Here is a 16,257-nt window from a genome sequence, read left to right as displayed (position 1 = left end):
CCCAGCGCGCTCTGCCCACCGGAACGCGCCGTCGAGCGCTTCCCCGTCCAGCTATCGAGGCCCCCGTGAAGAGATCCCGCGTCACCGCAGCCGCCACCGCGGCCTGTGCCCTTCTCGCCGTACAGGCGCCGGCTCCCGCCCAAGCGTCGGACAGCTCCCGTTTCCACTCCGGCAGCAATCCCGTCCTGTTCGTCCACGGCTACAACGGTGATGGCAGCAACTGGAACACCATGGCCGACCGCTTCGAGTCCGACGGCTGGCCGTCCTCCCACCTGCGCCAGTGGACCTACGACTCCCGCCGGTCGAACACCGTCACCGCCGACCAGGTGTCCACCGAGGTCGATCGTCTCCTCGCGGCCACCGGCGCGACCCGTGTCGACATCGTGAGCCACTCGATGGGCGGGCTCTCCTCCCGCTACTACCTCAAGAACCTCGACGGAACCACCAAGGTCGACGCCTGGGTGTCGCTCGGCGGCCCGAACCACGGAACCGACACCGCCAACGGCTGCTTCGACACCTCCTGCACCGAGATGCGCATAGCCTCCAGCTTCCTCACCGCCCTCAACTCCGGCGACGAGACCCCCGGCTCGCCCCGCTACGCGACCTGGTGGTCGCCCTGCGACACCGTGATCAACCCGGACAGCTCCGTGTCCTTGTCCGGCGCGGCCAACACCAAGACCACCTGCCTCACCCACAACGGCCTGCTCACCGACGCGACGGTGTACGCCCAGGCACGCGACACGATCAACCGCTGACCCGGCCCGTCGCGGACCGGCGGCCGGTGCCCTCCACGGGAACCGACCCGCCGCGCGGCCGTCAGGGGCCACCCGTCAGCGTGCCCCGGCGCACGGAGGGTCTTCCGCCGGTGGCTCAGGGCCAGGTTCACCGTGCCGGGACTGCCGGAGTCGCGGAAGTGGTCGGCCGCCTGTGGGTTGACGGCGACGGCCTCCTCGTGCCGTTCCACGTCCACCAGGAGCCCGCCGCGGAGAGGGCGCTGCCCTCTCGCCGGTTGTCAGCGGTGTGCCGGCAGATCTCCAGGTATCGCCCGAACGCGGAGACGGAGTCCTCGTACTGCCAAAGCTCCATGGTGACGCGGCTGAGCCGGAACAGCGCCCGGCCTTCATCGGCGTGCCGGCTCTTATCGTGAATCCCTCGCCCAGGCGGTAGAGGGCCGGCGCCTCGCCGCGTCGGTCGCCCGGCTCCCGGGAGCCGACCGCGGCCTGGCGCACGGTGGCGACGGGCTCCGCCTCCCGGCCCACCGCGGAGGGGGCGCCTGGGCTTGCCCCGCCCCGCCAACCCGGGGCGGGCCGGATGACGGTGAGGCGTGGGCCTCCCGACGGTGGTCGCCGGACCGCCGGTGGATCTTGGCGGCGTGCCGGCCGGCGGCGAGGCCCCACGCGGTCGGGCCGATCCGTGGCATGAGCCGAACTCGTGAGCCACGGCGTCAACTGCCCTTTAATGAAAGGTGAAAGAAAAGTAGTGACAGGGTCCTTGACCGCCTGTGTGGTTACGGGCAAGGTTCCGGAGAGCGCTCTCCCATATCGTTCCCGTATCCAAGGAGCCCCCGCATGCCCGCAGTTGGCATACCGTCCGTGGCGCCACCGGCGCCGCGCGGATCCGTTCGCCGAGGCGTCGTCGGTGTGGTGGTCACCGCTCTCGCGGCCACTCTGCTCACCTTCGTCCCCGCCCGGACGGCCGAGGCCGCGCCCGTACTCCTCTCCCAGGGCAAGCCGGTCACCGCCTCCAGCCAGGAGCACCACGGCACGCCGGCGACCGCCGCGGTCGACGGCGACAACGGCACGCGGTGGTCCAGCGCCGCCGCCGACCCGCAGTGGATCCGTGTCGACCTCGGTGCGTCGGCCACGATCAGTCAGGTCGAACTGCGCTGGGAGGCCGCGTACGCCAAGGCTTACCGCGTCGAGACGTCCCTGAACGGCACGGACTGGTCGACGGCGTACTCGACCACCACGGGGGCCGGTGGTATGGAGACGCTGAACGTGTCCGGCGCGGCCCGCTACGTCCGGATGCTCGGCACCGCCCGCGCCACCGGATACGGATACTCGCTCTGGGAGTTCAAGGTGTACGGCTCCACGGGCGGCGACGGCGGCCCGACCCTGCCGGGCGGTGGGGACCTGGGGCCGAACGTGCACGTCTTCGACCCGTCGACGCCGGGTATCCAGGCCAAGCTGGACGAGGTGTTCCGGCAGCAGGAGTCGGCGCAGTTCGGCAGCGGCCGGCACGCGTTCTTCTTCAAGCCGGGGACGTACAACAACCTCAACGCGCAGATCGGTTTCTACACCCAGATCGCGGGCCTCGGGCTGCGGCCCGATGACACGACCATCAACGGCGACGTGACGGTCGACGCGGGCTGGTTCAACGGAAACGCCACGCAGAACTTCTGGCGGGCGGCTGAGAACCTGGCCGTCAACCCGGTGAGCGGGACCAACCGGTGGGCGGTTTCCCAGGCGGCCTCGTTCCGCCGCATGCACGTCAAGGGTGGCCTGAACCTGGCGCCGAACGGGTACGGCTGGGCCAGCGGCGGCTACATCGCCGACACCAAGGTCGACGGGCAGGTCGGCAACTACTCGCAGCAGCAGTGGTACACCCGGGACAGCGCGATCGGCGGCTGGTCCAACTCCGTGTGGAACCAGACCTTCTCCGGCGTCGAGGGCGCCCCGGCGAGCAGCTTCCCCGAGCCCCGCTACACCACCTTGAACACCACCCCCATCTCCCGCGAGAAGCCGTTCCTGTACCTCGACGGCAACGAGTACAAGGTCTTCGCCCCCGCCAAGCGCACCGACGCGCGCGGCACCACGTGGGCGAACGGCACTCCGCAAGGCGAGTCGATTCCGCTGAGCCGGTTCTACGTGGTCAAGCCGGGCACGACCGCCGCCACCATGAACGCCGCCATCGCGCAGGGCCTGCACCTGCTCTTCACCCCGGGCGTGTACCACGTCGACCGGACCATCGACGTCAACCGCGCGAACACCATCGTGCTGGGCCTCGGCCTGGCGACGATCATCCCGGACAACGGGGTGACGGCGATGAAGGTCGCCGACGTGGACGGGGTGAGGCTCGCCGGCTTCCTCATCGACGCCGGACCGGTCAACTCCCCGACGCTGCTGGAGATCGGCCCGCCGGGAGCCGCCGCCGACCACGCGGCCAACCCCACCACCGTCCAGGACGTCTACATCCGGATCGGCGGCGCCGGCCCCGGCAAGGCCACCACCAGCATGGTGGTCAACAGCGACGACACGATCATCGACCACACCTGGGTCTGGCGCGCCGACCACGGTGAGGGCGTGGGCTGGGAGACCAACCGGGCCGACTACGGCGTCCGCGTCAACGGCGACGACGTCCTGGCCACCGGCCTGTTCGTCGAGCACTTCAACAAGTACGACGTCGAGTGGTACGGCGAACGCGGCCGGACGATCTTCTACCAGAATGAGAAGGCCTACGACGCGCCGAACCAGGCCGCCATCCAGAACGGCACCACCAAGGGGTACGCCGCCTACCGCGTGGACGACTCGGTGAACACCCACGAGGCGTGGGGACTGGGCAGTTACTGCAACTACAACGTGGACCCGACCATCCGCCAGGACCACGGCTTCAAGACCCCGGTCAAGCCGGGCGTGAAGTTCCACAGCCTGCTCGTGGTGTCCCTCGGTGGAATGGGCCACTACAACCACGTCATCAACGACACCGGAGCGTCCACAGTGCCCGCCGGCACCTCGACCGTCCCCTCCACCGTCGTCTCCTTCCCCTGACACCCGGCCCCCGACCCCTCGCCCCGATCCTCTCGCCCCTGTCCGCCGTCCGCCGTCCGCGCCGGGTGACCCGGCGCGGACCGGCCCCGACTCCCCTCCGGTCCGGGTGACATCCCCGCGACCCGGCCCGGAGGGGCCACCACCCGGTGCCAGGACCCGAACGGTTCGCACCGCGCACCGCCTGACCACCGACCGCGCTGTCCCGAGCCGGGGAACGCTGTCGCGACCACGCGCCGACGGGCGCCGGGGATCCCCCGCAGAGCGTCCCCGCCCCGCCCGGGCCCCCCGCCCCGCCCGGCACTCCGACCCGCCAGGAGAAGCCGTGTCCAGACCCTCCTCACCACCTGCCCCGGCCCGCCGCCGCGCCGGCGTCCCTCTGCTCGCCCTCGGCGCGCTGGTGGCGTCGACGTTCACCCTCACCGCCCCGCCCGCCCAGGCGGCGGACACCCTGCTGTCGCAGGGCAGGCCCGCCACCGCCTCGTCCCAGGAAGCAGACGGATACCCCGCGTCGGCGGCCGTCGACGGGAACCTCACCGGCACCCGCTGGTCCAGCCGGTGGAGCGACCCGCAGTGGGTGCAGGTCGACCTCGGGCAGCGGGCGAGCCTGAGCCGTACCGTCCTGACGTGGGAGGGCGCGTACGGCAGGAGCTACCAGATCCAGGCGTCCGACGACGGCACGGACTGGCGGACGCTGAAGACCGTGACCGGCGGTGACGGCGGCACCGACGACCTCGCCCTCTCCGGCTCCGGCCGCTACGTACGGATGCTGGGAACCGAACGGGCCGGCGGCTACGGCTACTCCCTGTGGGAGTTCCAGGTCTACGGGAACACCGACGGGACCCCGCCGCCTCCCACGGGAGGCGCGGTGCGGGTCGCCGGCTCCCAGGAGAACTGGCAGCTGACCGTCGGCGGTCAGCCGTACACGGTCAAGGGCCTGACCTGGGGGCCGTCCGTCGCGGACGCCCCGAAGTACATGCCGGACGTGCAGTCGATGGGCGTCAACACCATCCGCACCTGGGGCACGGACGCCTCCACGAAGCCCCTGCTCGACACGGCGGCCGCACACGGCATCCGCGTCGTCAACGGCTTCTGGCTCCAGCCCGGCGGCGGCCCCGGCAGCGGCGGCTGCGCCGACTACGTCACCGGCTCGACGTACAAGAACACCATGCTGACCGAGATCGCCAAGTGGGTCGACACCTACAAGGCGCACCCGGCCACGCTGATGTGGAACGTCGGCAACGAGTCGGTGCTCGGCTTGCAGAACTGCTACAGCGGCACGCAGCTTGAGGCCCAGCGCAACGCCTACACCTCCTTCGTCAACGACGTGGCCGAGAGGATCCACGCGATCGACCCGGACCACCCGGTCACCTCCACCGGCGCCTGGACCGGCGCCTGGCCCTACTACAAGCGCAACGCCCCCGACCTCGACCTGTACTCGATGAACTCCTACGGCGACATCTGCAACGTCCAGGAGGACTGGGAGGCCGGCGGCTATACCAAGCCCTACATCATCACCGAGGGCGGCCCGGCCGGTGAGTGGGAGGTGCCGGACGACGCCAACGGCGTCCCGGACGAGCCCACCGACGTTCAGAAGGCCGACGGCTACACCACCGCCTGGGAGTGCGTCACCGGCCACCGGGGCGTCGCGCTCGGTGCCACCCTCTTCCACTACGGCATCGAGCACGACTTCGGCGGCGTCTGGTTCAACCTCCTGCCCGACGGGTTGAAGAGGCTGTCCTATTACGCGGTGAAAAGGACCTACACCGGCTCGACCGGCGGCGACAACACACCACCGGTCGTCACGAACATGGCCGTCAGCGCCGCCTCCTCGGCCCCGGCGGGCGGTGAGTTCGGCGTGCGCGCCGACGTACGCGACCCGGACGGCGACCCGATCACGTACAAGATCTTCCTCAGCGGCAACTACGCCGGTGGCGACAAGCGGCTCGTCGAGGCCCGGTGGCGCTCCACCGGCAATGGCACCTTCGCCGTCACCGCGCCCGAGAAGCTCGGCGTCTGGAAGGTGTACATCCAGGCCGAGGACGGCCGCGGGAACGCCGGCATCGAGACCAAGTCGGTCAAGGTCGTCGCCCCGCCGGTCTCCGGGACCAACGTGGCGCTGAACAAGCCGACCACCGCCTCCTCCTTCCAGACGTCATACGGCGACTGCCCCTGCGAGCCGGCCAAGGCGACGGACGGCGACCCGGCCACGCGCTGGGCCGGCGACTGGAGCGACCCGCAGTGGATCCGCGTCGACCTGGGCGCCCCCACCGCCGTCCGCAAGCTCCAGCTGGTGTGGGACCCGGCCTACGCGAAGTCCTACGAGGTCCAGGTCTCCGACGACGGAAGCACCTGGCGCACGGTCCACACCACGACGACCGGCGACGGCGACATCGACACCATCGACGTCGCGGCGACCGCGCGGCACGTCCGTCTCCACCTGACGGCCCGCGGGACGGGCTGGGGCTACTCGCTCCACGAGTTCGGCGTCTACAGCTGACGCATCACGCACGCCACGCCCCCCGGCAGGGGGCGGCGCTCAGCCCCCTGCCGGGTCACGATCCCCCCACCCACGGGCTGGAGGCCCTCCATGAGATGGCGTTCGAAACGACTCCCCGCGCTCCTTGTCGGCAGCGCTCTCGTCGCAACGGTCCTCGGCGTCGGCACGGTCGCCACCGCGGCCGATCCAGGAAGCGACGGCTACATACCGGCCGTCCCCCAGGTCACCGGCGTCACACCGTCCACGCACACTCCGCCGCCGCGGTACCACAAGGAGTGCTCCCGGTGTACTGCTGCGCGTGCTGGACGACGAGGGGCGGGAACTGTACGCGGAGCACCGCTTCTCCGGCCGTCAGCTCGAGCCGGACCTGCCTCCGGGGGCACGCACGGTGGAGATCAGCGCGCGCCTGCGGCCGGGGTCGGCGGGGGAGTGGTCGTTCGGTGTCGGGGGCTTCGGCCGGATGACGCTCACCGTCGACGGGCGCACGGTCCTGGACGGCACGTTCCCGCGCGAGACGGACGACCCGGCGGTCGTCCACGTGAATCCGCCCGTGCACACGGCCCGGGCGGCGCTGACCTCGATGCGGCCGGTGCACGTGGTGGCGCGGCGCGAACTGGTCCCCGGCTGCGGACGCGCCACCATCGTCACCGCGGCGCCGCCGGACCCCGACGCGGCGAGCGCGCTGGCGGCCGCGGTGGAGGCGGCCCGGGACGCGGACGCCGCGGTGGTGTTCGTCGGTACCACCGAGCACGACGAGACGGAGGGGTACGACCGAACCGGCCTGTCCCTCGGCGGTCACCAGGACGCTCTCGTACGGGCGGTGGCCGCCGTCAACCCGCGCACGGTCGTGGTCGTCAACAGCGGTGGCCCGGTCGAGACGCCGTGGCGGGAGGAGGTGGGCGCGCTGCTGCTCGCCTGGTTCCCGGGGCAGGAGGCCGGCGCGGGGATCGCCGACGTCCTGTTCGGCCTCGCGGAACCGGGTGGCCGGCTCCCCACGACCTGGGGCGCGTCCCTCGCGGACGCACCCGTGACGCGCACGCGGCCCGTGCGGGGCCGGCTCGATTACGCGGACGGCCTCCACATCGGCCACCGGGCCTGGCTGCGGGCGGGGCGCGAGCCGGCTTTCTGGTTCGGCCACGGACTGGGCTACACCACCTGGGAGTACGAGACCGTCGAGGCGCCGGTGAAGGCCGCGGCAGGGGACGCGTTCACCGTTCGGGTACGGCTCCGCAACACCGGGGCCCGCGCGGGGCGGGAGGCCGTTCAGGTATACGCGGCCCGGCCCGGGTCGGCCGTGGAGCGGCCCGTACGCTGGTTCGCCGGCTGTGCGGCGGTCCGGGCGGAGGCGGGCCGGGCGGTGACCGCCGAGGTGGAGGTTCCGGCCCGTGCCCTGCGCCACTGGTGCGAGGAGGAGCGGGCCTGGTCCACGGAGCCGGGGCCGTACCGGCTCATGGTGGGAAGGTCGGCGGGGGACCTGAGGTGGGAGGGGACGGTGACGGTCGAGCAGTGGGCAGCCGGCGGCTGAGACCCCTCACTGCGCCGCCCGTTCCCGCAGAGCCGCCCGCCAGGCGGGGCCCTGCTCTTCCGGATGCGCCTCGGCGCGGCGGCCGCCGCGGGCGAAGAAGTCGGCGAGCGGCAGGATCGCCGCTCCGACCGTGACGGCGTCCGGCCCGAGGGTGCCCAGATCGATCTCCACGCGTGCGGCCGGGTATTTCAGCGAGTACGACGAGGTGTGGGTCCGTACGGAGTCGAGGAAGCGCCGGCCGAGCTGGAGGCCCGCCCAGCCGCCGACCAGGATGCGTTCGGGCTGGAAGAGGTTGACCAGGTCGGAGAAACCGGCGCCGAGGTACTCGGCGGTCTCCTCCAGGACGGCCAGGGCGGTCGCGTCGGCCGGTGCCGTGGTTCCGTCGGCGCCCGGGACGGGATAGGCAGCGGCGAGCATCGCGGTCAGCGCGGTCTCCTCGTCCGTGCCGGCGGGGGGCCGCCCGCCTGCCTCGGACCAGCGTTCCAGGAGGGCCTCGGCCCCCGCGTACGCCTCCAGGCAGCCGCGGGCTCCGCAGCGGCACCGGCGGCCCCGCACCCGCACCGTCAGATGCCCCCACTCCACTGCCCGGCCCGAGCGCATGTCGTCGGTGACGAGGCAGGCGCCGACACCGGAGCCGAAGAGGACCACCACCGCGTTCTGCGCGCCGCGCCCGGCACCGAACCACATCTCCGCCTGGCCGAGGGTCTTGGCGCCGTTGTCGATGTGGTACGGGACGGCCCCGGGCAGGAGCCGTGACTCGCGCAGGAGCCGCTCCAGCGGGACCGCGTCCCACCCGATGGTCTGGCCGTGCACCACGGCGCCGTCCTCGGGGGTCCTGGCGACGATGCCCGGCACCCCGACGCCGACGCCCAGCAGCCGCTCCGCCGGGATCCCGGCCCGGTCCAGGACCTCGGGGATGCCCTCGCGCAGATGCCCCAGAACGACGCCGACGTCGTAGCGGTCGACGCGCCGGGGGCCCTCGGCGTCCAACGGCCGCTCCAGGCGTGCCAGTTCGGTGAGTGCCAGGTCCAGGAGCTCGATCCGTACGCGCGTCTCGCCGATGTCCACGCCGATCATGTAGCCGCTGTCCGCGCGGACGCGGAGCAGCGTGCGGGGGCGGCCGCCGGCCGAGTCGACGCTGCCCGCCTCCTCGACCAGACCCTCGGCGAGCAGCTCGGACACCACGTTGCTGACCGAGCCGGAACTCAGGCCGGTGGCCGGGCCGAGTGAGAAGCGGCTCTGAGGCCCGTCGAAATACAACCGTTGCAGTACCGCGGTGCGGTTCTCCCGCCGCAGGTCACGCACAGTACGGCCGCTGCGCACCTTCACCCTGCCCCCTCATCTCCGTTGTCCTTCAGGCAACTTACATGCGACCGAGCCCTTGACGCGACCTTCGCTTGAGGTTTAACTCACATCCTAAATTAAGCAGCGGGGGGGTTCGGGGTCCGCACGCGGGGAGTCACTCGCGTCGCACCCTCCCCGCAGGTGAAGTCCGCCCACCTCCCCGGAAGGCCCCTGGAGTCATGCGCAGAATCAGAGCCGCAGCCGTCGGCGCCGTCACCCTCTCGCTCGTTCTCACCGCGGCCGCCTGCGGCGGGGGCTCGTCCGGCTCCGGGGGCTCCAACGAGCAGCCGGGAACACTCACCTACTGGGCCTCGAACCAGGGCGCCAGCCTGGAGGTCGACAAGAAGGTCCTCCAGCCCGGACTCGACAGGTTCGAGAAGGAGACCGGTATCAAGGTGAAGCTGGAGGTGGTGCCCTGGTCGGACCTGCTCAACCGGATCCTCACCGCGACCACCTCCGGCCAGGGGCCCGACGTCCTCAACATCGGCAACACCTGGAGCGCCTCCCTGCAGTCCACCGGCGCCCTGCTGCCCTGGGACGCGAAGAACTTCGAGGCGATCGGCGGCAAGGACCGCTTCGTGGACTCCGCCCTCGGCTCCACCGGCGTCGAGGGCCAGGACCCCGCCGCCGTACCGCTGTACTCCATGGCGTACGCGCTCTACTACAACAAGAAGCTGTTCGCCGACGCCGGGGTGGCGAAGCCGCCGGCCACCTGGGACGAGCTGGTCGCCGTCGGCAAGAAGCTCACCGCCAAGGGCCACAACGGCCTCGGCGCCGAGGGATCCAACCTCTCCAACAACATCCACCAGGTGTTCGTCCTCGGCAAGCAGCACGGCGCCGACTTCTTCACCCCCGACGGCAAGGCCGACTTCACCTCCGACGGCGCCGTCGCCGCCGTCAAGCAGTACGTCGACCTGATGGCCAAGCACGAGATCATCGCGCCGGGCAACGCCGAGTACGCGCAGAACCAGTCCCTGAGCGACTTCGCCAAGGACAAGACGGCCATGGTCCTGTGGCAGACCGCGTCGGCCACCTTCACGTCCCAGGGCATGAACGGGGACGAGTGGGGAGTGGCGCCCGCCCCGGTGCGATCCGGAAAGCCCGGCCCGGGCAGCGCCACCAACTCCATGGTCGCCGGCATCAACATGGCCGTCTTCAAGAACACCAGGAACATCGACGGCGCCAAGAAGTTCGTCAAGTTCATGACGAGCGACGAGGAGCAGGTCATCCTCAACAAGGCCTATGGCTCCATCCCACCGGTCAAGAGCGCCCAGCAGGACCCGGCCTTCAACACCCCGGCACTCGCCGTCCTGCGCGAGACCCTGGCGACCAGCGCCACCGCGCTTCCCCAGGTCCCCGAGGAGTCGCAGTTCGAGACCGTCGTCGGCACCGCAGTCAAGGAACTCTTCGCCGACGCCGCCGCCGGCCGGCCGGTGACCACCGAGTCGGTGCGGGCCAAGCTCGAAAAGGCCCAGCAGCAGATGCCCAAGAAGTGAGCACGGACACCACGATGACCCTCACCGCTGCCTCCACCACGGGCGAGCGGACGGCACGGAAGAACTCCCCCGGAGCGGCGCCGCGCTCGCGCCGCTCCGGGCGGCTGCGCCGCATCGGCCTGCCGTACCTCCTGCTGCTCCCCGCCCTCCTGCTCGAACTCCTGGTCCACCTGGTGCCGATGGTGATCGGCATCGTCGTCAGCTTCAAGGAACTCACCCAGTTCCACATCCGCGACTGGGGCGCCGCGCCCTGGGCCGGGCTCGACAACTACTCCCTCGCGGTCGACTTCAACGCCCCCGTGGGCGAGGCGCTGCTGCGGTCCTTCCTCACCACGTGCCTGTTCACCCTGTTCTCGGTCGGGCTGTGCTGGCTGCTCGGGGTGGCCGCCGCCGTCTTCATGCAGGAGACCTTCCGCGGCCGGGGCCTCCTGCGCACGGTCTTCCTCGTCCCGTACGCGCTGCCCGTCTACGCGGCCGTCATCACCTGGGCGTTCATGTTCCAGCGCGACAACGGACTGGTCAACCACGTCGTGCACGACCAGCTCGGCCTCACCGACAGCCCGCCGTTCTGGCTGATCGGCGGCAACAGCTTCGTCACACTGCTCGTGGTCTCGGTGTGGAAGGGCTGGCCCTTCGCCTTCCTGATCGTCATGGCGGGACTTCAGAGCATCCCCCGGGAGCTGTACGAGGCCGCCGCCCTCGACGGGGCCGGGATCCGGCAGCAGATCCGCCGCATCACCCTGCCGTCGCTGCGTCCGGTCAACCAGGTGCTGGTGCTGGTGCTCTTCCTGTGGACCTTCAACGACTTCAACACCCCCTTCGTCCTCTTCGGCAAGGCGGCACCGGAGGCGGCGGACCTCATCTCCCTGCACATCTACCAGTCCTCGTTCCAGACCTGGAACTTCGGCGCCGGCTCTGCCATGTCGGTCCTGCTGCTGTTGTTCCTGCTCGTGGTGACGGGCGCCTACCTCCTGCTCACCTCCCGAGGAAGGAAGGCCACCGATGCCTAGCCACTCCCGGCGGCCGGTCCGCTCCCCGATGGCCGCCCCGCGGTCCTTCCTGTGGAGCCGGCGGATCTTCCTGACGCTCCTCACCGGATTCGTGCTGCTGCCGGTGTACGTCATGGTCTCCAGCTCGCTCAAGCCCCTGGAGGACGTCTCCGGCACGTTCCAGTGGATCCCCTCGGACCTCACCGTCCGCCCGTACTTCGACATCTGGCGAACCGTCCCGCTGGCCGACTACTTCGTGAACTCCCTGATCGTGGCCGGGGCGGCGACCGTCTGCTCCGTCACGATCGCCGTGTTCGCGGCCTACGCGGTCAGCCGCTACTCCTTCCGGGGCAAGCGCGTCTTCACGGTCACGGTGCTCTCGACCCAGATGTTCCCCGGCATCCTGTTCCTGCTGCCGCTCTTCCTCATCTACGTCAACATCGGCAACGCCACCGGCATCGCGCTGTTCGGCTCCCGCGGCGGCCTGATCCTCACCTACCTGACCTTCTCCCTGCCCTTCTCCATCTGGATGCTGATCGGGTACTTCGACTCGGTGCCCCGCGACCTGGACGAGTCGGCCAAGGTGGACGGCTGTGGCCCGCTCGGCGCGCTCTTCCGCGTCATCGTGCCCGCGGCCGTCCCCGGCATCGTGGCGGTCGCGGTCTACGCCTTCATGACCGCGTGGGGCGAGGTCCTGTTCGCCTCCGTGATGACCAACGACACCACCCGCACCCTCGCCGTCGGCCTCCAGGGCTACTCCACCCAGAACGACGTGTACTGGAACCAGGTCATGGCCGCCTCCCTGGTCGTGAGCCTGCCCGTCGTCGCCGGTTTCCTGCTCCTCCAGCGCTACCTCGTCACCGGCCTCACCGCCGGTGCCGTCAAGTAGCCGACGGCAGCCCCCTCACCCCCATCACTCCAGAGAGGCCCTCCGTGTCCGATCCGATAGACCTCGCCGCCTTCCCGCCCCACTTCGTCTGGGGCACGGCCACGTCCGCCTACCAGATCGAGGGCGCCGTCACCGAGGACGGCCGGTCACCGTCGATCTGGGACACCTTCTCCCACACCCCGGGAAAGATCGACAACGACGACCACGGCGACGAGGCCTGCGACCACTACCACCGGTGGCCCGAGGACATCGCGCTCATGCGGCGGCTCGGCACCGACGCCTACCGCATGTCCATCGCCTGGACCCGCGTCCTGCCCGCCGGCGACGGCCCGGTCAACCCGGCCGGCCTCGACTTCTACGACCGGCTCGTCGACGGACTCCTCGACGCCGGAATCACGCCCAACATCACTCTCTACCACTGGGACCTTCCCCAGACGCTCCAGGACCGCGGCGGCTGGACGGCCCGGGAGACGGCCGAGCACCTCGCCGCCTACGCCTCCGTCGTCGCCGGGCGGCTCGGCGACCGGGTCACGCGCTGGGCCACCCTGAACGAACCCCTGTGCTCGGGGTGGATCGGCCACCTCGAAGGCCGGATGGCCCCCGGCCTCACCGACCTGACCGCCGCCGTCCACGCCTCCTACCACCTGCTCCTCGGCCACGGACTGGCCGCACAGGCGATCCGCGCGGCGGCGTCCGGTGCCCGGGTCGGGCTCGTGACCAACCACTCGACCGTGGCGGCCGCCTCCACCCGGCCGGAGGACCTCGCGGCGGCCGCCCGCATGGACGGCCACACCAACCGCTGGTGGCTCGATCCCGTCCACGGCCGGGGCTTCCCCGCCGACATGCGCGAGCTCTACGGCGTCGAACTCCCCGAGCGCCCGGGCGACCTGGAGACGATGGCCGTCCCGCTCGACTGGCACGGCCTCAACTACTACTTCCCGGTCACCGTCGCCGACGACCCGTCCGGCCCCGTCCCGTACGCCCGCGAGGTCCGCCTGCCCGACGTGCCCCGCACCGGTATGGACTGGCAGGTCGACGCCGACGGCCTGGAGTCGTTCCTGATGCGGCTGACCGACGACTACGGCGTCCGGAGGCTCTACGTCACCGAGAACGGCTCCGCCTTCCCCGACACGGTCCGCCCCGACGGTACCGTCGACGACCCCGACCGGGCCGACTACCTGGAACAGCACCTGGCCGCCTGCGCCCGGGCGGTGCGCAAGGGCGCCCCGCTCGCCGGGTACTACGCCTGGTCGCTCCTCGACAACTTCGAATGGGCCTACGGCTACGACAAGCGCTTCGGACTCGTCCACGTCGACTACGCGACGCAGGAACGCACCATCAAGGCGAGCGGCCGCCGGTACGCGGACATCATCCGCGCCCACCGACAGGCCCACGCCTGACCCGCGGCTCCCGGAGCCGAAGAGGCGCCTGCCGACGGACCCGCGCGCCGGCGGGAGCTGCACGGCGGTGACGGGCAGGCCGCCGCCGGTCCCGTCAGGCGGACTCCCGTACGACCAGCTCCGGTTCGAAGATCACGGTCCTGGGCTCGGTCCGCGCGCCCTCGACCTGCTCGTGCAGGAGTTTGGCCATCGTCGAGGCCATGTCCTCCACGGGTTGGCGCACCGTGGTCAGGGGCGGCCGGCACGTCATCGCGATGCTCGAGTCGTCGAAGCCCACGACCGCGACGTCCTCCGGCACCCTCCTGCCCTGCTCGCGAAGAACCTGACAAGCTCCCTGCGCCATCAGGTCGTTGGCCGCGAACACCCCGTCCACCTCGGGATGCTCCCGCAGCAGCGTCGTCATCGCCGCCGCGCCGCTGTCGAGGGTGAAGGCGCCTTCGACGACCGGGGGCGGGCACCGGTCGGCGCGGGCCAGAGCGTCACGGAACCCGGCGAGACGGTCCTGGCCGGCCGGGAGCTCCGGCGGGGCGCTGATCGCCGCGATGTGCCGGCAACCGCGGGCCAGCAGCCGAGCGCCGGCCAGTCCGCCCCCGGCGCGGTGGTCCACGTCGACGTAACTGATCGGTGCCGTTCGGCCGGGACGGGCGAACAGGACGGTGGGGACCTTGGCGGAGAGGAGCATCTCCGGCAGGGGGTCGTCGGCCAGGATGGACACCACCAGCGCCCCGTCGGCGCTGCCCTGCCGCATGTAGTCCACCACCTGCTTCCTGCCCGCCTCGGATTCGGCGAACAGCAGCACCGGGTGCATCGATCGCGCCCGGAGGTACCCCACGACGCCGCTCACCACGCGTCCGAAGAACGGGTCGGCGAAGACCCGGGCGGCGAAGGCGTCCTTGGCCCCGGAGACGATGAGGGCCACGGTTTCCGCTCGCCGGGTGACCAGCGACCGGGCCGCGCGGTTGGGCGTGTAGCCGGTGCGCTCGATCGCGTGACGGACCAGGTCCTGGATGTCGGGGTCGACGTTGCGCACGCCGTTCACGACCCGCGACACAGTCGCACGAGAGACCCCCGCCTCCCGCGCGACATCCTCCAACGTCGGGGCCTGTCTGCTCATCCCCGAACTCTACCGTCGGCGGTGTTCCGACCGGCAGGGAGCCGCCACGGGGCCGGCCGCCGCGCTCCGCCGGTCGCCGGTCGCCGGTCCCGTGCCGACGGCCGGACTCCGGCCCGACCCTCGGCGGCCGCCGCCGCCCTCGCCACCCCCGGCGGGAGCACCGCCGGCATCGGTACGCCCCCGGGGCCGATCCGGACACCGGCGTGGACACCGCGAACGCCCACGGCGGGAACACGAGGCCGGCCGGCCGTGTCCACGCCGTACGCGTTCACCGCGGCGCCGTTCCGGCCAGGCCCGGCCCGTTCCGGTCCGTCGCGTTCCGGCCAGGCCAGGCCCGGCCCGGTCCGTTCCGGCCCGGCCCGGCGACGGACGCTCGGTCGCGGGGGAGGGGCGGAGGCGTCGGATGGTTCATACCGGCTCCTGTCCCGGGCGTCCGGTGGGAAGAGCGGGAAGGTCGGCCACCACGCGGCGCAGCGGCAGCTCCAGGCGCCGCCCCGGTGTTGCCCACCGCGCCAGGGAGCGCTTGGCGGCCTCGGCGCGCCGGGGTGTCAGACCGGGCAGGTACAGCGCATCGACCAGGAGGGCCGCCGCTCGGGCCGAGTCGACGGCCAGGGTGAAGACGCGTCGCTCGTCGCACCGGACGCGAAACCCCGCGGTGCGCAGGAGAGCGGCCAGCCCGTCGCGTGCCCGCGGGTTGGGCCACGGCTGGCGTACGGCGCGCAGCGCCGCCATGACCCGCAGCCAGCCCAGCGTGCCGGACGGGGAGAGCCCGGACCGGGAGGGCACCAGCGCCGCGAGAGTCCCTCCGGGCCGCAGTACGCGCCGGATCTCCCCGAGCACGCGCGGCAGGGGAGTGACGACCGGCAGGCACATGGCCGCGCAGACGGCGCCGGCGCTCGCGGAGGCGGCCGGGAGCGCCTCCGCGCCGGCCCGCACCAGCGGTCCGCGGCCACGGCGCGCCGCTTCGGCGAGTTCCGCCGCCGACAGGTCGATCCCGACCCAGTCGGCGTCCGGGAGCTCGTCGCGGGTGGGCGCCGAGCCGCAGGCCAGGTCGAGGACCGCGCCCTCGACGCCGCGCAGCGGTTCGGCGAGCCAGGCGTAGGGGGAGGTATCGGCCAGTGAGAGGAGCTGCTCGGTGATACCGGGGTGTGCCTGGTGGTAGGCGGTGAGGAAGCGCCGCCAGTCCGGTTCGTCCATCCGACCCTCGTCCCTCTTCCCGCCCGTGGGGCACTGCTC

10 protein-coding genes and 1 pseudogene are annotated in these 16,257 nt (G+C 71.7%); 8 read left to right on the top strand and 3 right to left on the bottom strand.

Annotated elements, in window-relative coordinates; genetic code table 11:
• Positions 1-65 precede the first annotated feature (65 nt).
• The 4 genes and pseudogenes from ABD347_RS14135 to ABD347_RS14120 all read left to right on the top strand — a co-directional run.
• On the top strand, positions 66-755 hold the full coding sequence (locus tag ABD347_RS14135; protein WP_344360762.1) for an esterase/lipase family protein: 690 nt from the start codon (positions 66-68) through the stop codon (positions 753-755).
• Positions 756-1,568: 813 nt separating this feature from the next.
• Entirely contained in the window at positions 1,569-3,767 is a 2,199-nt protein-coding gene (locus ABD347_RS14130; protein ID WP_344360760.1) for a discoidin domain-containing protein, read from the top strand.
• Between the two features lie 322 nt (positions 3,768-4,089).
• On the top strand, positions 4,090-6,264 hold the full coding sequence (locus tag ABD347_RS14125; RefSeq protein ID WP_344360757.1) for a discoidin domain-containing protein: 2,175 nt from the start codon (positions 4,090-4,092) through the stop codon (positions 6,262-6,264).
• A gap of 226 nt (positions 6,265-6,490) precedes the next feature.
• A pseudogene (locus tag ABD347_RS14120) lies at positions 6,491-7,789 on the top strand (glycoside hydrolase family 3 C-terminal domain-containing protein); the annotation flags it as partial.
• Positions 7,790-7,795: 6 nt separating this feature from the next.
• On the opposite strand, the gene ABD347_RS14115 reads toward ABD347_RS14120, so the two are convergent.
• Positions 7,796-9,118 carry an ROK family protein gene (locus ABD347_RS14115; RefSeq protein WP_344360755.1) on the bottom strand — a complete coding sequence of 441 codons (1,323 nt, stop codon included), beginning with the start codon at positions 9,116-9,118 and terminating at the stop codon, positions 7,796-7,798.
• Positions 9,119-9,312: 194 nt separating this feature from the next.
• On the opposite strand from ABD347_RS14115, the gene ABD347_RS14110 reads away from it, so the two are divergent.
• The 4 genes from ABD347_RS14110 to ABD347_RS14095 are packed head-to-tail and all read left to right on the top strand — an operon-like array spanning position 9,313 to position 13,907.
• Positions 9,313-10,629, top strand: coding sequence for an extracellular solute-binding protein (locus ABD347_RS14110; RefSeq protein WP_344360752.1), 1,317 nt, complete (start codon positions 9,313-9,315; stop codon positions 10,627-10,629).
• Between the two features lie 14 nt (positions 10,630-10,643).
• Positions 10,644-11,639, top strand: coding sequence for a carbohydrate ABC transporter permease (locus tag ABD347_RS14105; RefSeq protein ID WP_344360751.1), 996 nt, complete (start codon positions 10,644-10,646; stop codon positions 11,637-11,639).
• 28 nt (positions 11,640-11,667) lie between these two features.
• Positions 11,668-12,507, top strand: coding sequence for a carbohydrate ABC transporter permease (locus ABD347_RS14100; protein ID WP_344360887.1), 840 nt, complete (start codon positions 11,668-11,670; stop codon positions 12,505-12,507).
• 44 nt (positions 12,508-12,551) lie between these two features.
• On the top strand, positions 12,552-13,907 hold the full coding sequence (locus ABD347_RS14095) for a GH1 family beta-glucosidase (RefSeq protein ID WP_344360749.1): 1,356 nt from the start codon (positions 12,552-12,554) through the stop codon (positions 13,905-13,907).
• Between the two features lie 94 nt (positions 13,908-14,001).
• Here ABD347_RS14095 and ABD347_RS14090 read toward each other — a convergent pair whose 3' ends face one another.
• Both ABD347_RS14090 and ABD347_RS14085 read right to left on the bottom strand, forming a co-directional pair.
• Positions 14,002-15,021, bottom strand: coding sequence for a LacI family DNA-binding transcriptional regulator (locus ABD347_RS14090; protein WP_344360747.1), 1,020 nt, complete (start codon positions 15,019-15,021; stop codon positions 14,002-14,004).
• Positions 15,022-15,429: 408 nt separating this feature from the next.
• Entirely contained in the window at positions 15,430-16,218 is a 789-nt protein-coding gene (locus tag ABD347_RS14085) for a class I SAM-dependent methyltransferase (protein WP_344360744.1), read from the bottom strand.
• Positions 16,219-16,257: the final 39 nt, after the last annotated feature.

Source organism: Streptomyces gobitricini (assembly GCF_039532985.1).
GTDB lineage: Bacteria > Actinomycetota > Actinomycetes > Streptomycetales > Streptomycetaceae > Streptomyces > Streptomyces gobitricini.
Note: the sequence above shows the minus strand (reverse complement) of the source record. Positions and strands in the feature narration are given on the sequence as shown.

Excerpts from the sequence above, each read along its gene's own strand:
- ABD347_RS14085 (WP_344360744.1), bottom strand. The coding sequence starts at position 16,218 with ATGGACGAACCGGACTGGCGGCGCTTCCTCACCGCCTACCACCAGGCA.
- ABD347_RS14090 (WP_344360747.1), bottom strand. The coding sequence starts at position 15,021 with ATGAGCAGACAGGCCCCGACGTTGGAGGATGTCGCGCGGGAGGCGGGG.
- ABD347_RS14110 (WP_344360752.1), top strand. The coding sequence starts at position 9,313 with ATGCGCAGAATCAGAGCCGCAGCCGTCGGCGCCGTCACCCTCTCGCTC.
- ABD347_RS14100 (WP_344360887.1), top strand. The coding sequence starts at position 11,668 with ATGGCCGCCCCGCGGTCCTTCCTGTGGAGCCGGCGGATCTTCCTGACG.
- ABD347_RS14105 (WP_344360751.1), top strand. The coding sequence starts at position 10,644 with ATGACCCTCACCGCTGCCTCCACCACGGGCGAGCGGACGGCACGGAAG.
- ABD347_RS14130 (WP_344360760.1), top strand. The coding sequence starts at position 1,569 with ATGCCCGCAGTTGGCATACCGTCCGTGGCGCCACCGGCGCCGCGCGGA.